This window comes from Adhaeribacter arboris (genome assembly GCF_003023845.1).
GTDB lineage: Bacteria > Bacteroidota > Bacteroidia > Cytophagales > Hymenobacteraceae > Adhaeribacter > Adhaeribacter arboris.
In genome coordinates this window covers 4,820,889-4,843,917 of sequence record NZ_PYFT01000001.1, presented here as the reverse complement: position 1 = coordinate 4,843,917, position 23,029 = coordinate 4,820,889, and the positions used below count along the sequence as shown (strand labels likewise).

Genomic DNA, 23,029 nt, shown 5'->3' with positions numbered 1-23,029 from the left:
AGTAGTTAATTACAATTATTTCTGGTTTTTGGCATAGCTTTCGACTATTAAGTAGGCAAACAATTGATGTTAAATAAACAAAATTAGTATTATGAAGAAAATTGTTGTATCCGCTTTTTCCCTGTTTTTATTAGGCGTTGTATCTGTTCAAGCACAAACTACTACTGGTGGTCAGTCTACTACTCAAGATCAAACTACTGCCCAAGGTGCTACGCAAGGTACTACTCCATCCGGAACGCAAGCAGGGGCCGCGAGCGGAACGCAGGCTGGAACATCTACTAGCACTGGTACTGCTACCCAAACAGACGCTACCAATACTGGAGCGGCGGCAGGTACTGCTGCCCCTGGCACCGCGGCTACAGGTACTTCCGCTACCGGAACAACTGCAACTAGCGCTGCTGCCGGAACTACTGTTACTTTAGAAGAATTGCCTGCGCCTGTGAAAGCTACTCTTGCCAGCGAAAAATTAAAAACCTGGACTCCATCTTCTGCTCAATTAGTGAAAGATGCTACTACTGGTAAAGAATATTATTCTATTGAGTTAAAACAAGCGAACCAAATCGGAACCGTTAAAATTGGTAAAGACGGTAAACCCGTAAAATAATCTCTGCCTAAAACAAGTCTACCTTATTGCAACCAGAAAGAAAAGCCGGGAATTACCCGGCTTTTTTTTATTTTTACAGTTTCCACGTATGTACAATAAGGTATGGCAAAAATATTAGTGATAGAAGACGATTTAACCTTTGCGCTGATACTGGAAGGTTTTTTAAAAAAGCAGGGATTTGAAGTAAACGTTGCCCACCGGGTAAAAGATGGCATTAAGCGGCTGAGCAGCCAAACGTACCAATTAGTTTTGATGGATTACCGTTTGCCCGATGGTACCGGTTTTGAAATACTGGAAAATATCCGAACCATGTCCACCCCTATACCGGGTATTATGATGACCAGTTTCCAGGATGTAGGTACCGCGGTTCGGGCTATGCGACTGGGTGCTTTTGATTATATTACCAAGCCAGTAAATCCGGATGAATTGCTAATGGTAATAAAAGAAGTATTGCCCTCGGCCAAAGAACCGAATACAGATCACCCCACCGATACTCCCCTTTTTATTTCGGGCCACAGTTATGCTTCTCGGCAACTACACGATTTTATTCAATTGGTTGCACCCACGGATATGTCGGTAATTGTTCAGGGAGAAAGCGGAACCGGTAAAGAATACGTGGCCCGTACCATTCACCGTTTGAGTAAACGCGAAGAAGCTCCGTTTGTAGCCGTAGACTGCGGCGCCATTTCCGGTGAAATTGCGAATAGCGAGCTTTTCGGCCACGTAAAGGGCGCTTTTACCGGGGCTACCAACGATAAGCAAGGCGTTTTTGAAATGGCTCAGGGAGGCACTATTTTCTTAGATGAAGTAGGCAATCTCTCGTACGACATTCAGGTGAAATTACTGCGTGCTCTGCAGGAACGCACTATTCAGCCCTTGGGCAGCAACAAACAAATCGCCATTGATGTGCGGGTAATTACCGCCACCAACGATGATCTGGTAAACAGCGTGAAAAACGGTGATTTTCGGGAAGATTTATACCATCGCCTGAATGAATTTATTATTAAAGTACCCGCTTTGCGTAACCGCGAAAACGACCTGGAGGAATTTGTAGCCCATTTTGTGGCATTAGCTAACCAGGAACTTAACCGCAATGTAAAGGCTTTTTCGCCGGAGGTAATGGCGATTTTACGGGAATACCATTGGCCGGGTAATTTGCGGGAATTAAAAAATGTAGTAAAGCGGGCAGTGCTGCTGTCTGCGGGGGAAGTAGCCGGGGCAGAAACCTTGCCCGAAGAAATGGTGCAAACCATAAACGAAACTCCCAGAACAGAAGGCCCCGATTTAAAAGCACTCCAGGAAGCCAACGAACGGGAGCTTATTTACAAAACTTTACAAGAAGTAAAATATAACAAATCAAAAGCCGCCCGGCTTTTGAACATCGACCGAAAAACCCTTTATTTAAAACTGGCTAAGTATAACCTGGAAGCTTAAAATTTATTAGCTCGGGGTACTACCAGACATTCAACTGACAATGGCTTTTTTGATGCAAAAACAGAGGCTTACCTTCGGACTTTTAAGTTAAAATTTACTTCACCATAATTTCTTCCAGGCTTTTCACTTTCAGGTGAATTTTTCTTACCAACTCTTTTGCTTCTTTTTGCAAAATTTCTAATTCCGGAAGCATGGGTTCGAGCGGTTGTTGTTGGTTTAAGGCGGCTTCTAATGTCCGGAACCTTGCCGCTAATTCTTTAGCACCTACCTGCCCGATTCGTCCGGTTAAGCGATGAATTATTTCTCTGGTTGGTTTGGGTAAACAATCTATTAAATACGGGTTTAATTTCTCCAGATCTTGCTGCGTATCTAAAATAAACTGGTTCAGAATAATCCGCAATTGTTCCTCATCGTTATCGGTTATCTTAATTAACATAGATAAATCAGGTTCAGAGAAGGAGTGAGTTGGAGAAGCTGCACCGGTAATATTTTGGGAATGAATCCAGGTGAGTAATTCGTGCTCGCGGAAAGGTTTCATTAAGATTCCATCAAAGCCCTCGGCCAAAATAATTTCCCGTTCTTCGGGCAACGCTTGGGCGGTTAGAGCCACCACTTTTACTTCTTTCCCCAGCTTTTTCCGCAGTTCGCGGCATAACTCCAAGCCATTTATCTGCGGCATCCGGATATCTAATAAAACCAATTTAATGTCGGAATCCCAGGTCTGGTGCAGAACCGCGTTCGCATCGGCGGTGCAGGTATTAATTATTCCGTATTTGTTCAGGATAGTCTCGCAGAGGCGCAGGATAAAGGCATCATCGTCTACTACCAGTACTTTACCGTTGGGCTTACCCGCCGTAATAGCTTTAATGGATTGATTACTGGCACTTACTAGTGCTGGTTCCGGCACGGGAGCAAGAGCCGGCATAAAAGGCAGTTTTACTACAAAACAAGAGCCCTCGTCGGGTTCGCTGCTCACTTCAATGCTACCGTTCTGACCTTCTACCAGCGTTTTAGCAATACTTAAACCTAAACCCGTACCGCCGTGGGTACGCACTACCGAAGCATCGGCCTGCTCAAAAAGGTAAAAAATACGTTCCAACTCTGAATTGGGAATACCAATACCCGTATCTATGACAGCAAAAGTAATTTCTATAGCCTTCCGGACAGGCATACAGCTCACCTGCAAAGTAACTCGACCCCGTTGGGTAAATTTAATGGCATTGCCCAATAAATTATAAAGCACTTGCCGCAACCGGAAAGCATCGCCGGAAACAAATAAGGTACTCGGAATAGTGCTTTCCAGAACTAGCGCTAATTGTTTTTGCTCGGCTGGCAAACGCATTGTTTCTACTACCCCGGAAACGAGTTGTTGCACGTTAAAAGGTTGTTGTTCAAACGTAAATTTCCCCGAAGTAATACGGCTGTAATCGAGCACTTCGTTCACAATTTGCAACAGGTGTTCTGCCGAACGGTAAATAGCTTCCAGAGCCTCCCGCTTAGGTTGCGGCTGCTGATACACCTGTTCGGCAAAGCCAATAATTGCCTGCAAAGGCGTCCGGATTTCGTGACTCATATTGGCCAGAAAACGCTGTTTCACCTGACCCAGGTGCTCGGCTTCTTCTTTAGCGGCTATTAGCTGTTTCCGGTATTTATGACTGCGCGCAATATCAATTAAAATCAGGTAAGCCAGAAAAGCCGCCACTAAAAAGAAAATGATCATAATACTGTTCATCCGGCTGATACTGGCCCGCACTACTTCGGTGGCTTGCTGACTGTTTTGCCTATCCAAATGAATTTCTTCGGCCTCTATTACGTGCAAAATAGCTAGTAATTGGGTGTGCAATTGGTTATTTGTATTTACCAAAGCCAGTTCGCGGTTCAAAAGTTGGGTAGTACGTTGGTGTTGTTCCCGCTCCATGCGGCGCATCATTTTCTGAATTTTCCAGATGGAGCTGTCTTGTTTGGCTACGGCTAAGGTATCTACTTGTATTTTTAATTCTTCTTCTACTTGTTTAACCGCGGGTGGCAGAGGTTCGGTTTTGCGGCTACTAAACAAGCGCCCGAAAAATGATTTTCTTTGTTTTTTCTTTACCGGCGGATGAACCAATGAATCTGCGGTAGGTATGGTAGTGGTAGTTACGTATCGCTGGTTGGTTATAACGATACTGGTGTCTATTTTAGGTTTATTGTTTTTCGCAATGTAGTTAGACACCGCGTGAATGCGTTTAGAAAGCGCTTCGTTATGCACTAAATCTTTCCGTAATTTCAGGTAACTTAAAAAGAGTTTGTCGCGGGAGCGCAAAATAGTTTGCATAGAGTCCAGTCGCTGTACCTGCAAGGGATTGTTGGCGCTCAGGTTCCGCAACGTATCTAATGTTTTCACTAAATATTCCGACCCTTTTTTAAAAGCTGCGTACGGTTTATCCGGGTTTTTTATCGCTTGCACCCGTTGCAATTGATCGAGTTGGGTAATGGAGCGAAAAAGCGTATTGACTACCTTTAATTTTTCGTTGGGAGTAGATAATTTGTTTACGGTGGAAAGCATTTCCTCAAAGCCAACCCGGGTTACTATCCAGGCCAGGCCAATGGCAATGGCGCCTATTAAAAACGCCGCAATTACCTTCCGGCGAATAGATTGCAAGAAAAATTTATCGGTAAATTTGGCCATCCTGCTTGCTTAGTGCTTAATCGTTTTTGTAACCTAGTAATAAGTTACTTAAGTGCTATCTGCCTTTTATTATATTTGACTATATAAAAATGAATAACTGCTTTTTAGCTTAATTTATATAACGGCCCAATAGGTATTTCAGTATTAATATATAATAATATTATTAAATTATTATATATTAACCTGGCAAATTTAATTAATTTACTTAAGAAGCAAACTAGCTTATTATAAACAACTTACTTTAATGTAGGTAATAAGCAATAAAATACAAATTTGTTTGTATTATTCTAAAAATTTTTCAAAAATAATTCTTTCTAGGAGAAGATAATTTATTAACTCTTCCTCACCCCGTATTTGAATTCACTTTCCTCCAACAAAATAAAAACGTTTTAACTTATAATCATAAGGCGTTTTAACCTGATAGATGTGTGTGTTGCCAAAAAATTTCTCATATTCATTAGGCAAGGCGATTAGCCGATGTATCCCGGAAAATGAATACATTACTTAACAAATAAAATGTAACGGATTTGTTACGTTCAGGCAGCATATAGCAGTAAAACAGTAAACCTCTTAACAAAATAGAGCGCCGTTTATGGAAAGCTCCGCCTTTCTTTCTGAACCGGGACGCGACGCAATCGTAAAAGCAAATAACGTGTTTAACTTCTTGTTTTAGTACCTGCATATATGCGCATCCGTAAGAAAGTAACGGCTATTTTACCCCTTGAAGCGGGCAAGTTTAAAGCTTTAGACGTATTTGTGAAAGCGGCCGAAAAAGCCAACTGGACGGAAGAAGAAATTCAGTACGTAATTGATGAAGTAGTAGAAGCTTCGGATGAGGAAGCCTTGCTTATTTTTCAGGAATATACTCAAGTCTGATTTTTCGGTAGTGCTTCCTACTCAAATAAAATTACATGCCTTTAAATAAAAAACTGGCCGAAAAATTAAACAAGCGATTCGCCCCGAACAGCCGCTTGGACGATACCTACCGGGGCTTGGATCTAACGTTTATTACCAACGAACTGGGTGAACCGGTAACCTTGTTTATTGGCAAACGCCGCCCCGATGGGGCTATAACCGGTGAACGCTATGTCCGCACCATTAAACGCTTCCTTAACTCCGACCAAATTGAATCGAGCCACTGGGATTTAAAAGGTAAAGTATGGCGGAGTTAAGTATTTACGGCCTGTTCCTGTAAATGAAAAGAAATTATAAAACTGAATCTGAAGCATTAGCCAAAGCGATTGACATGGCAATAGAATGTGTGGAAAAAGTTTGGCCAGCAGGATTCAATGAGAAGCAAAAAGAACATTTTGTTACGGTTTACCTCTATTTCAAGGAACTGTGCTTACATTCAGAACCCGAATTTAAAAATCTGCAGAGTTTAAAATCCCTGGAGAATGACGTATTTATCTATTTTCAGGAAGGAAAGGACGAAACCGTAGAATTGTTCTGGAAAAGGTTAAAAGAAGAAGGGCTTGGTTTTAAAAGAAAAAACCCTTTAACCGCTATTTTAAAAAGAAGAAAAATAAAAAATAAGTATGAATATGATTATGTAACCGATACCATTGTTGCCTTACAACAAGAAGGAACAATAACGGAAAGCCAAGCAAATGAGCTAAAAAATATGCTTGGCAATTATGAGATGAAAGTTAAAAATAGCTACGAATAAGGTAGAATTTAAAACTATTCCTTAATCGATTTCACCAACTCCGTAACTCCCAGAAAACCGCCGCCATCGGCGCGCACTACCCGCCAACCCATTCTTTTTAAGGCCCGTTGCACGAAAAAATTTAAAAAACCGTGTGCTACCAGCACTACTTTCCCGTCCGTTGTGGCTTGTTGCGCTAATTTCTGGGCCGCTTGGTATGCGCGTTTTCTGGCTTGGCCAAAAGTTTCCAGGCCTTTGTTGTTTAATCCCAACAACCACAAAATACGTGCGCCGTACAGCCAGAATTTTATCGGAAATTTAACTTTTGGTACCCGAAATACCTGGCGCTGAAACTCGTTGAATAAGGCATCTTCGATTAATGTTACCCCGGGGCCAAAAATAGCCCGGGCGGTTTGTTTAGCCCGCGGCAAATTGCTGCAAAATACTTGCGTAACGTGTTCGTAGGGCAAACCGGCTGGTTTGGTTACGAGTTGCTCAATGGCGCTGGTATCGTAATTTTTTAAAAATTGGTGCGCTTGTTTCTGATTGAAAAATCCGCTTTTAGATACATTGGGCCGTTGGTGCCTGATCAAAAATATATGCTGGGTAGCCGGTTGGTCCATGGGTAACAATAACCTAAGTGTCTGGCTTAAAACGTGGAGTAGTACCCAGAGTTTATTATTCTTTTTGTTCTTTCTTTTTTAGGCTCTATTGGGTTTTCAATTAGCTACACTTTTTAAAAATTCAGGATTATTGTCTGTGTTCGGATGCTTTTTACAGCAGTAATTTAAAAATATTCCACAACCTGCCGAAGTAAATGCGTATACATTCCAAAATAAGTTTGCACGAAGAATTAAAACTATGAAAAAGCTAAGCAAATTATCTTTTATCGCCGCCTTTACGGCGTTTTCGTTTGTTGCCTGCCAAAGCAAAAGCACGGAGACCGCAGCCGAAAACAATGAAGAAGTAATGGAACAGGAAAACTCAAGTGCTACTGATGCGGAAGATGCCAACAATGCTTCTGTGGAAGGTGATACCAAAGAAACTGGCGATAATATAGAAGACCAGGCCGAAGCCACCAGCGCCGAAACCAAAGCCGCCGCCAACGAAGTAGGCGCTGATTTAAAAGCAGCCGGTCAGGATATAAAGCAAGATGCGAAAGAAGCGGGTGCCGAACTAAAGCAAGAAGCCCAGGAAGCCGACGGTAAATTGAAAGAAGGAGCGCGCAATGCTAAAGCTAAAATAAAAGAAGAGGCGAAAGAAGCCGATGCCGCTATCGATAACGGAAACTAATCCTCTCCTGCATGATGTAGGTTAAACCTGCCCCATACAAAATCAAGCGTGTCTGGGTACATCTTCTTTTAATCTTTTTACTATTTAGGATATTTCTAAAATTAGCGAAAAGCGTAAAAAAGCTAACATACAAAACTACTATGCTCCTCCTGTTATTTGAAGATTATAATATTGAAATTATCAACGACCCGACTTTTGAAATTGGTTCGGCAGATAATCTTTTTAATTATGACATAATTTTTGATGACGATGAAGCTATTAATTATAATTCAAGCAATCATGGAATAAAGATTTTCAAGGAGGAACAGCTTTATAAAAGTGCCGTTGTATGCGCTGTAGCAGGAGCAACAACCGTTCACAAAAATTCTGCAGTCATTTATAATGATAATATTCTAGTTTGCTGTGCTAATAAAGTCTTTAGTATTTCTCTTCCGGATCTGGAACTTAACTGGATTACCCAAGTCGACCAAGCTACATGTTTCGGAGTTTTCAATGTAAATGATAATTTAATTATTCATGGCGAACTAGAATTCTCTCGGCTGGACGAAGGCGGAAACATACTTTGGCAAAGAGGGCTCAGGGATGTTCTAATTGCATTGGACGACAGTATAGGTGATAGCTTCAAAGTCCATAATAATTACATTGAAATCCGAGACATTGACACTAGAATACATAAAATTGACTTTAATGGTGAATTCATGTATGAATCATCGGTAAGGAGTTCTGAGAATAGAAAAAAGTGGTAGAAGTATTGGCGTAAAAATAAGAACGCCTGCTGCTAACACAAGGGTTAAGTTATAACTGGCGACATGAATCCCGTTCTTTTTCTGCTTTTTAATTACTTTCGTGCTGGGCGACTGTGAAGTGCTATTAATCGGATATAACTCAAACCCTTAACCATTATATGACAGGAACGTGCCGTAGCACGTTCCTGTCATAACTTATATACAAGGTTTTATAAACGTAAAACCTACAACTTAAAACCTATTACTTATTCTACAAGCCGTCGCCGTATTGAAAATATTCGTTTACCGTTACCGGCAGTTTACCATTGGCGCTAATGCGCCCAGCTAATAGTTGGGCCGCCGCTTCCTGCACCGGCAATAATTGCTGGTAACTTACTACTAAGCCATTTGCTTTCCGGATTTCTTTTAGTTCGGTAAGGGTGTAAGCATTATCAAATAATACTACCAAGCATCGCTTCTGGTCCAGCAGTTCGTTTACCAGCGTTATTTCGTCTTTACTCAGCAGGAGCGTATTACTAGGCCGGATATTGGGTCCGTATAACCCAATTACTACTTGTTTGTATTTCTTCAGCTTGCGGCGTAGAATCAACCGGGCCTTTTTATCGCTTCGGCGGGGTAATACAAAATTTTCCACTGGCATAAATTCTCCCAGCTTTTTCTGAAAGAAAGTTGGGCGCGAAGCACCTACCACCAAAACCGCATATTTTACTTTCTTCTTGCGTTTTAAGGGAATAATATGGCGTTTGTTATGCAACAGGGTTTGGGAACCTTCGGCCAAGCGCCGGGTTGTTTCGTAAGCTCGGGAAGAGGTTAAATTAGCGTATAAACTGTCGATTACAATGGGCTGGTAATGGTTTAAGCCAACCCAGTATTTAGCTGCCAGTATTTTTTTGCACCGACGGTCAATATCGAGCTGGGATAGTCGGTTCTGCCGGATAGCTAATTTAATAGCGGCAATAGCTTTGGGTACACTCACTAATCGTTCCAGCACATCGTTACCGGCTTGTAATGCCCGCACTTCGGCCTCACCGGGTTTAAAATACTTCGTTAAGCCTTTCATTACCATAGCATCCGTCACTACCAAGCCGCCAAATTTAAGTTCTTGTTTTAGTAGATTGGTAACAATAGGCCGGGAAAGAGTAGATGGCAGATTTGAAGTGGAATCGAGCTTGGGCAAGTGCATGTGCGCTACCATAATTCCGCCCACCCCGGCCTTTATTATTTCCCGGAACGGATAGAGTTCCAGTGAGTCCAAACGGTCCCGACCATAGGGTATTACGGGTAAATCGTGGTGCGAATCAATGTTGGTGTCGCCGTGTCCCGGAAAGTGCTTGGCCGTCGCAATAATGCCTTCGCTTTGCATACCCAGCATATAAGCCAGACTTTTAGAAGCAACGTCGTTTTTATTCTCGCCGAAAGCCCGGTAACCAATTATCGGATTAGCCGGGTTATTATTGATATCTACCACCGGCGCAAAGTTCAGGTGCATGCCCAGCCGTTTAAATTCCATCGCAATTTCCACGCCCATGCGGTAAATCAAACTATCGTTGTTAATGGCGCCCAGTAACATGGGCAAGGGATACTGAATGGCGCTGTCCATGCGCATGCCAATGCCCGATTCGGCATCCATACTAATTAACAGGGGCACTTTACTGGCCTTCTGGAATTTATTGGTGAGTTTAGCTTGTCGCACCGGACCGCCCTGAAAGAAAATCAAACCGCCTACTTTGTACTTCCGGATAAGGTGCAGCACATCTTCTTCGTGTTCTTTGCCTTTATTCGAAAATGCTTCCACAATCATGAGCTGCGCAATGCGCTCATCGGGCGTGAGCCGCCGGAACACCGAATCGACCCAACGGTTTTTGCGGTGCAACGACGTAATTAAGGCATTCGGGTATTTAATGGTATCTTCTATATCTACTTCTTGCGCTTTAAAAACTACTTTACGAGCGGGCTGCTCCTTTTCGCGGCAAGAACTCAAAAGCGAAACGGCCAACAAAAGCACCCCCAAAAACAGTAAATGAAAATGTTGGTAAACGGAAGCGTAATTTTTAGAAAAAGACATCAAATTCAAACTTAAGACGGAGGTTCCATTCAGCGGAAGTATCGGTTTTAAAGCAGGTGTACCTTTTTTAAGCAGCTAGTGTTACAAATTCAACTTATAATGAGTTTATTTCCCCACTACTTAAGCATTGTTTCTCCGCTAATTGTAATTTATTCTCTTAATATAAACATTTTACTATATACAAGCCAATTTTATTTCTTAAATCAAGATTTTTGATTTTAATTGTCGTTTTTGTTAAGCTATTAAAGTTGGCTGCGGTTCCCATTCGCTTTAATTTACACAAAACCAGTTAACAGCTTAGCGAGATAAATTCAGCGAGATTGGGGTTTTTGCACTTAAAATATGGTTCAAAAACCTTTATACTGAAGCACTTACAACTTCGCACTTTTTAAATTCCTTTCCGGGCTGATTTTTCTTTTAACTTTAAGCCCAAATTTTGGCAACTTATGATTGAGAAGAGTAACCGGCTGCACAACGTTTTTTATGAAATTCGCGGCCCCGTTTTCGAGAAAGCAATGGAATTAGAGCTGCAAGGCTATAAAATTACCCGTTTAAACATTGGCAACCCCGCGCCGTTCGGCTTCGAGGCGCCCGACGAAATTATTCACGATGTAATTATAAATTTGCGTCGCGCCCAGGGTTATACCGAATCAAAAGGTTTGTTCGCGGCCCGCAAAGCGGTTATGCACGATTGCCAGCGCCGAGGCATTGCCGAAGTAAAAATCGACGATATTTATATTGGTAATGGGGTTAGTGAGCTTATTCTGCTTAGCATGCAAGCCTTGCTCAACAACGGCGACGAAATCTTAATTCCGGCCCCGGATTATCCGCTCTGGACGGCTTCGGTAAACCTGGCCGGCGGCAAAGCCGTGCATTACCTGTGCGACGAATCGGCGGACTGGTACCCGGATTTAGAAGATTTGGAAAGTAAAATAACATCCCGCACCAAAGGTTTGGTGATTATAAACCCGAATAACCCCACGGGAGCGGTGTACTCCGAAGAGGTGCTACGTCGCCTGGTAGCCATTGCCGAACGCCACAACCTGATTATTTTCTCCGATGAGATTTACGACCGTATTTTATACGACGGCGCTGTGCATCATTCAGTAGCGTCTTTTTCGGATGATATTTTGTTTTTAACTTTTAGCGGCTTATCTAAAAATTACCGGGCGGCCGGTTTCCGGGCGGGTTGGATGATTGTGAGCGGCGCCAAACACCGGGCAAAGTCGTACATTGAAGGTTTAACGGCCCTGGCCAGCATGCGTTTGTGCAGCAATGTACCTTCGCAGTTTGCCATTCAAACCGCTTTGGGAGGTTACCAGAGTATTAACGAGTTAGTATTACCTACCGGCCGTTTGTGCAAACAACGCGATGCCTGTTACGAGAAGTTAATTTCTATTCCGGGAATTACCTGCGTAAAACCGAAAGGCGCCTTTTATTTATTCCCGAAACTGGATACCCAGAAGTTTAACATTCAGGATGATATGCAGTTTGCTTTAGACTTACTCGAAGATCAGCACATTCTTATTGTGCACGGCACCGGCTTTAACTGGCCCTATCCGGATCATTTCCGGGTAGTGTACTTACCTACCGTAGAAGAACTAAATGTTACCTTAAATAAAATGGCTGCTTTCCTGAAAGATTACGAAGGAATAGCTAAAATTCGATGATAAGATGAGACTTATAGCGAAAGTAAATAAAGCAGGCTCCGAAATTAAAAGGCTTATGATTTATGAATCAAGAGAAGGCGTTTACTTATTTGGCTATAAAAAAATGGAAGATTTCATGCAACCTAGGATGAATGGTTTGAAAGTGTAGCAGAAGCGAAAGAATCAAGCGAAGACAAATATCAGGTAGAATCTACGGAATGGCAACAAATTCCCGACCCTATGGGAAATTGTCAACACGATTGGATCAATCCGGTAAGAGTTAAAGGCCAAGATGCTGGACGGCCTGATTGGAGTACATTCGAGAAATTCGAAGATGGAAAGTGGATAGAGTTACATTTGCAGTAACTTTAAAAGAAAAAACCGTATTTATCTTTAAAATTTTTGCAAAAATGAATACATCGGGCAAATTAACTAACCTACAGTTAGAACTATTGAAGATTTTCCACTATGACTTAGCGGAAAGTCAGTTAAAAGATATTAAGAGTATACTTGGGAAATACTTTGCTGAAACTGCCAGTACCGAAATGGATAAATTATGGAAACAGCAGGGATGGTCTAACGAAACAATGGAACAATGGGTTAATGAACATTTAAGAAAGAAAGGATAAGTCTAGTAAAATGAAAGTTATCCTGGACATTAATGCTTTTTAGTTTCCATACCTAAAAAATCGAAATACAGAGTAATCTTTGAGTTACTTATAGCTGGTGAATATATTTTTTTTATTAGCAACGACATTTTATCCGAATACACGGAAATTATAGAATCTAAAACAAATGCGCTGGTTGCTACCAATATTGCAGAAATGCTGCTAAATCTGGAAAATGTGAGAAAAATAGACATTTATTACGAATGGAAACTCATTTATAATGATCCAGATGATAATAAATACGTCGATGCAGCTTTATCAAGCGGTGCCGACTTTTTAATAAGCAATGATCAGCATTTCAAAGTGCTGGCTCAAATAGATTTCCCTAAAGTTAATTTACTTACTATTGAGGAGTTTCTGCAATTGCTAAACCAGCAACAAGAAAGAAAAAAAGTTGAAAGCAAATAAAATCTATAAGATTAACTAGCGGGGGATTTAAATCCCCGCTAGGCACAATAGTAAAAACGCCAGCTACGTTTCCTGCGTATTCCTTACCAACTACCGCTTATCATTAAACGAAACATTGCCCATGTCCCTCCCGCCGTTTGAGCAACTGAAGCGGAAACCAGCCTTCGACCGGAAAGAACGGAATCACGAAGATTTATTTTTTCAAATCTTGTTCGATGAGTACGGCGCGTACCTGGAAACAGTAAACCGGAATTTAAGAATAATTGCTGTTGATTACCGGCAATACAGCGGCCCGGTGCGGGAAGTATTGCGGGCGCTGGAAACCATTCAGCAGAAAAACAGCTTTGTAATTGACTGGGAAAAAAGCCCCGACCAAGTATACCTTGCCGATTACGATTTTTTGTTGTGGCAACTGCGCCAGTGCGATAACCTGGTAAATGAGCAAGGCAAAAATCTGCGCTTCGCTCCCGGCGAAGGCAAAATAATCGTGCGGCTAGAAGGGGAGAATTCGTTGCAAGGCCAGGTAATTCTGCAACACGAAAACCAGGAGTTCACCAATTGGCAACTCATTAGCGAGAGTTATTTATTAAGCGGGAACCACATGTACCAGGTAAAACCGCTGGGCAGTAATTTTAAGCATTTACCCTTGTTTCAAGCGCCGGTTCCGGCTCCTGATTTAGAAAAATATTTGTCCTTACTTTTTTCGTCTTTCCCGGAGGTAATGGTGCAGTACCGCGACTATCAAACTCTTGCTGTTACGGAACCAATACAACCGCAGCCCACGCTTATTTTTGAAAAAATAGACGAAAATAATGCCTTGTACCTGCGGGTAACCCAAGTGCTGCCCAATTTCGAGGTAGATTTTCTGGAGCAGTACGAAGCCGATAAAATTGTAAGCGTTAACGACCTGGAAAATACGATTAGCGTGCGGCAAGTAGCTTACCAACCTTACGCCGATTTAGTGAACGAGGTGGTAAGTTTGGTAATTGGTAAAACCAAATCTAAGAAAGCCCTACAAAGTTTTTACCAGGAAGATAACCTGCTCGTGATTCCGGAACCGATAGCCCGCGATTTTCTGCGGGACCAATTGCCGTATTTGCTGCACAAGTACCAGGTATTCGGGGCCGAAAAACTAAAATCGTACAAAATAGCAGCGGTAAAGCCCAAGTTGCTGCTCATGCTAAGTTCCGGCATTGATTTCCTGGAAGGTGATGTTTCCTTGGAATTGCAAGGACAAAAGTTTTCACTTTTTGATGTCATTCAGCAATACCACAAAAATCGCTACATCCAACTTTCCGACGGTACGCAGGCCATTCTCAACGAAAAATACATTCAGCGGCTCGAACGGCTTTTTAAGAAAAAGAAAGACAAAGTAAAGCTCTCGTTTTTTGATTTGCCCCTGGTAGAAGAACTGCTCGAAGAAAAAGTAGCCAACGAGTATTTTGCCCAATCGCGCGACGTGTTTCAGGGTTTTAACGATTTAAAAAAGAAAAAAGTAAAATTGCCCGCCGTGCAGGCGCAACTGCGGCCCTACCAGGAACAAGGCTTTAAATGGCTCGCTTACCTGCACCAGCACAAACTGGGCGGCTGCCTCGCCGATGACATGGGCTTAGGAAAAACGCTGCAAACCATTACCATGCTGTCGACGGTTTATCCGGCGCAGCAGAAGTCTTCGTTAATCGTAATGCCCAAAAGTTTATTGTTTAACTGGGAAAACGAGTTGCGTAAATTTAATCCGGCGCTTACCTCGTACACGTATTACGCTACTACCCGCGACCTGGAGGAAGCCATAAAGCACCACTTAATTTTAACCACCTACGCCATTCTGCGCAACGATATCGAGAAATTTAAAGAACAGGAATTTTATTACACCATCCTCGACGAGTCGCAGAACGCCAAAAATTTAAATTCGCAAGTTTCGAAAGCCGTGATGCTGCTCAACGGGCAACACCGGTTGGCCCTGAGCGGTACCCCCGTCGAAAATAATTTAACCGAATTATACGCCTTATTTCGCTACCTGAATCCGGCTATGTTCGGCTCCGCCGACGAGTTTAACCGTTATTATACTTTGCCCATTCAGCAAAACAGCGATAAAGAAGTAGCCGCCGAACTCAAGCGCAAAGTTTACCCGTTTATTTTGCGCCGCCTAAAAAAAGACGTGATAAAAGAACTGCCCAGTAAAATCGAACAAACCTTATTCGTGGAAATGTCGGAAGAACAGAAGCGACTTTACGAAGAACGGCGACGTTATTACCAAACTTTTCTCAAAAGCCAGATTACGAAAGAAGGCATCCAGAAATCGCAGTTTTTTATTTTACAGGCTTTAACGGAACTCCGGCAAATTGCCTCGGTGCCCGAAAGTAAAAGCGATAACCTAGTAAGCTCGGCCAAACGCGAAGCTCTTTTGGAAAACATTCTGGATGCGGCGGCTAACGGCCATAAAATGCTGGTATTTACGAATTTTTTAAACGGTGTGGAGCTGATCGGGCAGGATTTGAACCAGGCCGGCATTGATTTCGTGGAAATGACGGGCTCTACGTCTACCCGTACCCGCCAGGAAAGAGTCAATCGTTTTCAGCAAGACCCGCAGTGCCGCGTTTTTCTGATGACCTTAAAAACCGGCGGGGTGGGCCTGAACTTAACGGCCGCCGACATGATTTTCATCTTCGACCCGTGGTGGAATACTGCCGCCGAGAACCAAGCCATCGATCGCGCGCACCGCATTGGTCAGGATAAAACCGTGTTCAGCTACCGTTTAATTACCAAAAACACCATCGAAGAAAAAATTAGGCTCTTACAGGAAAAGAAAAAAGAACTTTTCGACAACATCATCGCCTCCGACAGCGCTTCTATTAAATCGCTCAGCGAAAACGACATAGAATTTATGTTGGGCGCTTGAAGGTTGCCGGTTGAAAGGTTAGAAGGTTGAAAAGTTGAAAGGTTGCTTTAAATTAAAAAAATACTGCTGGCACGAGCGTCTTCGCTCGTGCCTACTATCCGGTAGGCCTCCGGCCGGGCGAACGAATAACCAGTAAATCAAAGCATTATGCCTAGTCCTACCCACTAGAAGCCGGACAATAAAAAACACGAGCGAGGACATTCGCGTTATAAAATTTTTATTTTTAATATTTATAAAAATCTGGTAGGTTTTCAAAATATATCGGTTTTGAAGAGTCTCAAGCGTTTATCAAAATATACGTACAATCATACAATTGCCAGCCAGCTTTATAAATGCAGAAAATTATTCAAATAACCGGTAGAACGGAAACGCCTGATGAACTCAGTCCGCGGGAGTTGCAGGAAGTAGTGAGCGCGACTTATACCAAGGATAGCATTTACCCGTTTTTCAAAGTTTTCTTGCGCAGTTTTATTTTAAATAATGCCGATTTATGCCGCCAGTATCATGTGCCGCCTTATTCGCAAAAACCTAGTCCGTCTAAATCAGAGTTGATGGCGTGTCTGGTGCCGTTCTTCGAGCACGGCGAGTTGTTCCGGAAAATGAGAGCAGCTCTGCCCGACCCCCTGCCGGCAGTTATAGATAAAATAATCTGGGAAGGTGGGCAGAGCCACGAAAGCTTGGAAAAAGCTTTTAACACGAAAGTAGCCTATACGAACCAGGAACTCGAAACTTCCTACCCGAATCCGAGTGCCGAATTAAACCCGCTGTTCGGCCTATTTCGCGACGATGCTACTGCCCGGAGTTATTCGTACTGGTACTCGGGCCGAAACTTTAAAAACGAGACGTCTTACCTGCATTTTCTTTATTTCCCGCGGCCGCTTAATGCCCGGCTCAAAAAGTTTATTCCGGCTTCTTTTGGGTTCGACCTGGTGCCTATACCGCTGCCGGAAAACCCTGGTACGCACCTTTACACCGGCCATGATAGTTTATTTTCGGAATTACCGGTAGCCTTATCGTATTTGCAGCAAGGTAAATTAAGCGTTTCGGAATCGGGTTTATTAAACGTAGCCTCCGTTAGTAAAATGCGGAAATACTGCGGCATTAAAGAATTTTACCCCGACAATACAGATAAATACGCTGCCAGTATCCGTACTCGTTTTATGGCCGAAATGTTATCAGCCCTGCAACACAAAGGATTTGATACGTACGACGACCCGGTAGCTTTTATTAAACGCGGCTTCCAACTCTACGAAAAATCTCAGTTTTCGTCGGCGGCCGTGCTTTTTCACCTGAAAGGCATTAATAAAGTAGAAACCAATCCGGAGGTGAACCGGGGCTTATTTTCGCTGCTGCGGCAATTGCCACTCGGGCAATGGATAGCAGCGGATAATCTGCTGAAATACGCTTTGTACCGGGAACTACCTTTAGAATTAGTACGCGACTACGCCGCTTATAACAACGTGTATTTTGAATCGGATGGGGATTATGGTAAGACTAAAAACTATTTGTACCGCGCTTACTACCGTACTCTGCTTACCGAGCCACTGCTGCGGGGTACCTTTTACTTATTCGCCACTTTTGGCCTGGTAGATGTAGCCTTTGGAACACCCGTTCACCCAGAAGCCGGAAATTTTAAAAAAGCGTATATTTCGGTGTTCGATGGCTTGCAAGCGGTGCGCTTGACTTCTTTGGGCGCGTACGTGTGCGGCTTAACCCAAACCTACGTGGCTCCCGTTACCCAGGATGAACAAATTATTTTAGACGAGCAGCACCTGTTTATTTCCTATACTGGCACCAATCAGCCGCTCCTTACCATTTTGGATAAAGTAGCCCGCAAAGCCGGCGAGCATTTGTTTAAAGTAGATTATGAAACCTTGCTGGGCGACTGCAACACCAGCCTGGACGTAACTGCTAAATTAAACATGTTTAAGCAATTGCTTTCGGCCAACCCGCCGCCGCTCTGGCAAGACTTTTTTGCTACAGTTCAGGAAAGAAACGTAGCCTTACCCGCGCTTAATGCTAACTACCAGCTTTTTGAATTACCTAATAATAAAGAATTAATCCGGCTGGTGGCCAGCGATGCTTTCCTGAAAAAACACATTATCAAAGCCGAAATGTATCACGTGATTATTCCCAGAACCAGCATCAGCAAAGTAAAAAATTATCTAAAAAAATTTGGGTATCTGATTGATTTTAAGGAAGCAAGTTAATTAGTATTCAATAAATAAAAGAACAGTTGAACTAACGAGACAAGATGGAAAATATTTAGCATTTTGTCCTTTAATAAGAAAGGAATCTCTTCTCTGGTGCGAGCGTCTTCGCTCGTGGCTACTATTTGGGAGGCCTCCGGCCGGGCGAACCAATGTACCTTGCTATAGCGATGCAAACAGGACTCACGCAAAAATTTATCAGTGTCGTTCCTGATAATGAATAAATAACGGGTAATAAAATACCCGCTATTTGCTTACGCCTGGTTATTTAATTTTATATTCAACCATACTTACTAATTCCATCAAAAACCTAAATCCAACACCAGGAACTCTAGCTCATAATCCTTCTCTTTTGGTAAATAGGAAGCCCGTACGCCCACATTTAATAAAATACTATTTAAGCGCATAATGTTAAAATCAGTAACTAACTCAGCTCCTACTGATTGATACCGTTTATTTGGTTGGTAAACGGTTTTAGTACTCCAACCGCGGCCATAATCAAAAAATACGTTGCCTCTTAACCGTTGAAAATACAGTATGGGTCCCAGAGCTAAATCGGGGTACCATAAGGGTAATTTATACTGCACGAAACCACTGGAAAAGTTCTGATGCGAACGGTAACGATAACCTCGCGGGAAAACCAGGGTGCTGGCAAACCGGTAATTTTCTACTCCTTGCTGCTGGTAATTACCCCCGATCTGGAACGAATGATGTTTAAATAATCCAGGAAAAGCCAAACGAACCGAAGCGGCTAATAAACTACTCTGGTAATCGCCGCCCATAGGAGTATGAAAATAATTTACGGCCAAACGTTGTTCAAATCGTCCGGCTAAATCGCGTTTGCTGGTGGTAAACACCCGGTTATAGGCCAAACTATACTGCACACTGCGTAAAGCGCCGTTACTTTGCTCCGTTAGCGCTTGCCGCGGCCGTTCGTAACCCGCAATACTGGTGAGGCTGGCCGAAGCGCCTAAAGTTAAGGTTTCATTATATCGGGAATGCGTTAAATTTAAAGGTAACTGCAATCCGGCTGTTAAACTATTTTCTCTCCAGCCGTACGAAAGGCTATCGTCTTCCACTTCGGCCCGCTGCCCCACGGCTCCCGTAAGATTAATAATCGGATAAAAACCCTGGTAGCTAATATCGGCAAAAGCCCGGCTGCTTTCTTCGTTTACATTATAGGTATATCCCAAACTGGTAAGCGTAGTGCTTAACAAATCCTGCGAGAAAACAGTTGCGGTTAAGGTATTATTGATAACATCGCGGCCCGGTACCCAGCTGTGCGGTTTTATACTATGCTTGAATTTAGAATAAGGCTGAACGGGATAAACTTTAGTGGGCACTTCGGTTAAAATATTCGGCTTACCTTCCTGCTCTACTAAAGGCTGGTAATACTTTACCCGGATATCCGGCACCTGCTCCAACGGTATCCACGCAGCGGGGTTGTTTTCCATTCGGGCTACATCGTAGCCAGTTTTGGTAAAATCATTAAATAAAATTTGCTTCCCATTATGGCTAACAACCGCATTGATACCGGCAAACGGACGGGCCGTTACCTGAAACTGTTTACGGGTAGTAACATCCAGGGCAAAAACATTTTCAATGCCGAGGTACGGGGCATTAAAGTAAACGTAATTTCCCGCTAGTACCGGGTGGCCAATATTTTCGGTGGTAGGTTCTAGTAATTCGGTAAAGGTACTTGTTTCAATATTTAACAAACTGATGGAACGGCGCCCCTGCGCGGTACGAAGCAACACAATACTTTTACCATCCGGAGCCCAGCGAGGCATGGAAATAAAACTATTTTCCGGAGCCGGAATGCGTTGTAACTCCTGGCCGGTATTTGCATCCAGAATTACCAGCGTGTAGTCATTTTGCAGTGAGGTTTCGATAGCGGCTATTTTGCTGGCATCCGGCGAAAAAGCAGGAGCGGCCAACCGGGTTTTGCGTTGTAATACGTGTTGTTTACCCGTGGTTACATCAAAATATTTAATAACCGAATACGTCCGGACCTGCCAGCGGGGATCAAACTCGTACTCCGACCAAACAATTTTATTTTGAGCTACCGATAGCATAGCATTTCCGTTAATCGGGCCGGGAGTAAACAATTTCTTTTCCTGTCCATCGGCTGCAATTTTTACAAAATGCGGATAATCGCCCAAGCCAGATTTTAGCGCTACAATGCTGCCATCGGAAAGTTCCTGCGGAAATTCGTAATGGGTGTAGGTAGAATTTATCCGTTTCGTTATGGTAGTAGCTTCGGTTGGTTTAATCTGGTTAGCTTGTTGGGTCCAGAGCGAATCGAGTTCGTGTTGCATCCGGCGGTAATTGGCGGGCAGTCGGTAACCGGTTTCGTAGCGCATTGCGGATGAAAAAATAAACGGCACAAAAAACCGGCTGGACGCCTGGTCTACCACTTTCCCCCAGAACTCAGGACCATAATGCCGGCGGCCATAGGTGGTAAAATGATAACCCAGTACGTAATGGTTGGGTACAGGATCTTTAAAAGAACCTAAATGCTGTTTGTTGTACGAGTAATTCCGGTCGCTCAATAAATTAGTGCGGTATAATAAATCAAAATCAGGCGTACGGCCGCGGCCGCTGCTGGTAAAAGCGGTTTCGGTACCAACGGCATCGCCTTCCCAAAACCAATTAGGTAAAGCCAGGTTATTTGCTACCGATAAACCATAATCGCCAAACAGATAATAAGCCAGTTTAGAAGTTCCCTGCCGGGCTTTGTCGTATTGTACCACGTGCCGGAACTCGTGTACCGCTAATAAATCGAGCCAGCGGTTAGTACCCAGCAAAGTATAATCCTGAGTAGGCATAGTATAAAACTCCGAACGGCGTGGCGCCAGGGTAACAAAGCCATTGGCAATAGCGTTGCGATTCTGTAAGATAAGGGGCAAGCGCCGCGGTTCCCGGCCCAAGGTACGCGATAGGGGTGCGTGCAAGTACTGCAAGGTATTGGCCACGCGTTGGGCCTCCTTCTCAAAATCAGAAGGGAAAATTATCTGGAATTTTTCGGTGTTAATTTGTCGCCACGAAACATTGGGTGGGTTGGTGTTTAATTGGGCCTGGGCAACGTACGTAATTAAGAAAAAAGCAAACACTAGTAATACACTGCGCTTCGGCGTAAGAAGCAAAGTACAAATAGGCATAGTAGGCGAATAACGTAGGTGTAAAATTAAAAATACTCGGGATTTTTGTTACTTTTCTTCTGCAATAATCGGGTTAAAAAAGAGTTACCCCGTAAAGAAAAGCATCGGTGGAAGATAATATTTTATTTCTATATTACTAAATCTGCATCTTTCAGCTTATTTAAAATTTTGGCATTTTTACCGAAGTTGATGCATTAAAATTATGGCGCAAACCGCTACTATTTCCCCCGTTAGGTTTCATTTACTTACCTGGCTGCGTCAGCCGGTTGATAATAGCCCGTTAATTATTTTCCGGTTATTTTTTGGTTTGCTGCTCGCCCTGGAAGCAGGCGGAGCCATTGCTACCGGCTGGGTGAAACGCAATTTTATCGAACCCACGGTACACTTGCCTTTTATCGGTTTTGAGTGGCTAAAACCCTTGCCCGGCGACGGCATGTATTATTACTACGGGTTAATGGCTATACTTGGGCTGCTGATTCTATTTGGAATATATTACCGGGCTAGTCTGGCGGCTTATATGCTATTGTGGTGGGCCACCTACCTCATGCAAAAGGTTAGCTATAATAATCATTATTACTTAATAATTTTGCTTTGCTTTTTAATGTTGCTGGTGCCGGCAAATGCCTATGCCTCCTGGGATACCCGCCGGAATGCGGCTATTCGCTCTTTAACTTGCTCGCGGTGGTGTTTGGCTATATTTGCCGCTCAGATTGGGATTGTGTATACGTTTGCCGCCATTGCTAAAATATACCCCGATTGGCTACAAGCCATGCCCATTAAATTGTGGTTTAGTGTAAAAGCACATTACTCTCTAATCGGACCGCTATTACAAAAACATGAGTTACAGGTATTCATTGCCTACGGCGGTATCTTGTTCGATTTATTCATTACTCCTTTTTTGTTGTGGCATAAATCCCGGAAGTGGGCTTTTATCGCTTCACTTTTTTTTCATCTGTTTAATTCAACGGTATTTCAGGTAGGTGTTTTTCCGTACATAGGCATTGCCTTATCGGTATTCTTTTTTAATCCAGAAACCATCCGTCGCCTATTTTTCCGTAAAAAACCAGCCTTGTCGGTAACGGATACTCAACCGAACGCGGTACCGACAAACTCGTTCACGCCACCCATTTTTTACTTACTCACTATATACTTTATAATTCAGTTACTATTACCTATCCGGCACTGGTTTATTCCCGGCGATGTACATTGGACCGAAGAAGGGCATCGGATGGCCTGGCAAATGATGTTACGCGCTAAAACCGGCACTATTTACTTTGAAGTACGTAACCCACTTACCGGTCAGAGCCAAACCGTTTATCCCACGCAATTCCTCACTTCTAAACAGGCCAGCGTTTTACCCGTCCGGCCCGATTTAATCTGGCAATTTGCTCAGTTTCTGAAACAGCATTACCAAAAACAAGGCTACCAACAGGTGCAGGTTTTCGCGTTTGCGCAAGCCAGCCTCAACGGTCGGCCTTATCAAACTTTCATTGATAGTAAAACAGATTTAGCCGCCGTTCCCTGGGAGCCTTATAAACACGCTTCCTGGATTTTACCGTATGCACAATAAGGGAAT

The 23,029-nt window shown here is 43.1% G+C and carries 17 protein-coding genes; 13 read left to right on the top strand and 4 right to left on the bottom strand.

The window, feature by feature from the left end:
- Positions 1 to 91 precede the first annotated feature (91 nt).
- Positions 92 to 604 (top strand): hypothetical protein, encoded by a 513-nt coding sequence (locus tag AHMF7605_RS19675; protein WP_106931743.1) that lies wholly within the window; start codon positions 92 to 94, stop codon positions 602 to 604.
- 102 nt (positions 605 to 706) lie between these two features.
- Positions 707 to 2,038, top strand: a complete 1,332-nt coding sequence (locus AHMF7605_RS19670) for a sigma-54-dependent transcriptional regulator (RefSeq protein ID WP_106931742.1) — start codon at positions 707 to 709, stop codon at positions 2,036 to 2,038.
- Positions 2,039 to 2,132: 94 nt separating this feature from the next.
- On the opposite strand, the gene AHMF7605_RS19665 is transcribed toward AHMF7605_RS19670, so the two are convergent.
- On the bottom strand, positions 2,133 to 4,706 hold the full coding sequence (locus AHMF7605_RS19665) for a hybrid sensor histidine kinase/response regulator (RefSeq protein WP_106931741.1): 2,574 nt from the start codon (positions 4,704 to 4,706) through the stop codon (positions 2,133 to 2,135).
- A 684-nt stretch (positions 4,707 to 5,390) separates the two neighbouring features.
- On the opposite strand from AHMF7605_RS19665, the gene AHMF7605_RS19655 reads away from it, so the two are divergent.
- From AHMF7605_RS19655 to AHMF7605_RS19645, 3 genes are read left to right on the top strand one after another with little or no spacing between them, the layout of a single operon-like run.
- The gene (locus AHMF7605_RS19655) at positions 5,391 to 5,582 is read left to right on the top strand and encodes a hypothetical protein (RefSeq protein ID WP_106931739.1); all 192 of its coding nucleotides are present in this window, start codon (positions 5,391 to 5,393) and stop codon (positions 5,580 to 5,582) included.
- Between the two features lie 35 nt (positions 5,583 to 5,617).
- Entirely contained in the window at positions 5,618 to 5,878 is a 261-nt protein-coding gene (locus tag AHMF7605_RS19650) for a hypothetical protein (protein WP_106931738.1), read from the top strand.
- 23 nt (positions 5,879 to 5,901) lie between these two features.
- Entirely contained in the window at positions 5,902 to 6,375 is a 474-nt protein-coding gene (locus AHMF7605_RS19645) for a hypothetical protein (protein WP_106931737.1), read from the top strand.
- 14 nt (positions 6,376 to 6,389) lie between these two features.
- On the opposite strand, the gene AHMF7605_RS19640 is transcribed toward AHMF7605_RS19645, so the two are convergent.
- Positions 6,390 to 6,977, bottom strand: coding sequence for a histidine phosphatase family protein (locus AHMF7605_RS19640; RefSeq protein ID WP_106931736.1), 588 nt, complete (start codon positions 6,975 to 6,977; stop codon positions 6,390 to 6,392).
- A gap of 238 nt (positions 6,978 to 7,215) precedes the next feature.
- On the opposite strand from AHMF7605_RS19640, the gene AHMF7605_RS19635 reads away from it, so the two are divergent.
- Positions 7,216 to 7,647 (top strand): cell surface protein, encoded by a 432-nt coding sequence (locus tag AHMF7605_RS19635; RefSeq protein ID WP_106931735.1) that lies wholly within the window; start codon positions 7,216 to 7,218, stop codon positions 7,645 to 7,647.
- A gap of 140 nt (positions 7,648 to 7,787) precedes the next feature.
- Positions 7,788 to 8,393 (top strand): hypothetical protein, encoded by a 606-nt coding sequence (locus AHMF7605_RS19630; protein WP_106931734.1) that lies wholly within the window; start codon positions 7,788 to 7,790, stop codon positions 8,391 to 8,393.
- A 250-nt stretch (positions 8,394 to 8,643) separates the two neighbouring features.
- Here the strand turns inward: AHMF7605_RS19630 and AHMF7605_RS19625 are convergent, their stop codons facing one another.
- Entirely contained in the window at positions 8,644 to 10,458 is a 1,815-nt protein-coding gene (locus AHMF7605_RS19625; protein WP_106931733.1) for a glycoside hydrolase family 3 protein, read from the bottom strand.
- A 446-nt stretch (positions 10,459 to 10,904) separates the two neighbouring features.
- Between AHMF7605_RS19625 and AHMF7605_RS19620 the strand changes: the two genes are divergently transcribed.
- From AHMF7605_RS19620 to AHMF7605_RS19600, 5 genes are all read left to right on the top strand, one after another.
- The gene (locus AHMF7605_RS19620) at positions 10,905 to 12,128 is read left to right on the top strand and encodes a pyridoxal phosphate-dependent aminotransferase (protein WP_106931732.1); all 1,224 of its coding nucleotides are present in this window, start codon (positions 10,905 to 10,907) and stop codon (positions 12,126 to 12,128) included.
- 320 nt (positions 12,129 to 12,448) lie between these two features.
- A complete protein-coding gene (locus AHMF7605_RS19615) occupies positions 12,449 to 12,736 on the top strand; it encodes a hypothetical protein (RefSeq protein WP_233219194.1) in 288 nt (95 codons plus the stop codon).
- A 48-nt stretch (positions 12,737 to 12,784) separates the two neighbouring features.
- Positions 12,785 to 13,183 carry a putative toxin-antitoxin system toxin component, PIN family gene (locus tag AHMF7605_RS19610; protein ID WP_106931731.1) on the top strand — a complete coding sequence of 133 codons (399 nt, stop codon included), beginning with the start codon at positions 12,785 to 12,787 and terminating at the stop codon, positions 13,181 to 13,183.
- A 121-nt stretch (positions 13,184 to 13,304) separates the two neighbouring features.
- A complete protein-coding gene (locus AHMF7605_RS19605; RefSeq protein ID WP_106931730.1) occupies positions 13,305 to 16,082 on the top strand; it encodes a DEAD/DEAH box helicase in 2,778 nt (925 codons plus the stop codon).
- A gap of 332 nt (positions 16,083 to 16,414) precedes the next feature.
- Positions 16,415 to 18,292 carry a hypothetical protein gene (locus AHMF7605_RS19600; RefSeq protein ID WP_106931729.1) on the top strand — a complete coding sequence of 626 codons (1,878 nt, stop codon included), beginning with the start codon at positions 16,415 to 16,417 and terminating at the stop codon, positions 18,290 to 18,292.
- A gap of 302 nt (positions 18,293 to 18,594) precedes the next feature.
- Here AHMF7605_RS19600 and AHMF7605_RS19595 read toward each other — a convergent pair whose 3' ends face one another.
- A complete protein-coding gene (locus AHMF7605_RS19595; protein ID WP_106931728.1) occupies positions 18,595 to 21,453 on the bottom strand; it encodes a TolB-like translocation protein in 2,859 nt (952 codons plus the stop codon).
- Positions 21,454 to 21,655: 202 nt separating this feature from the next.
- On the opposite strand from AHMF7605_RS19595, the gene AHMF7605_RS19590 reads away from it, so the two are divergent.
- Positions 21,656 to 23,023, top strand: coding sequence for an HTTM domain-containing protein (locus tag AHMF7605_RS19590; RefSeq protein ID WP_106931727.1), 1,368 nt, complete (start codon positions 21,656 to 21,658; stop codon positions 23,021 to 23,023).
- Positions 23,024 to 23,029: the final 6 nt, after the last annotated feature.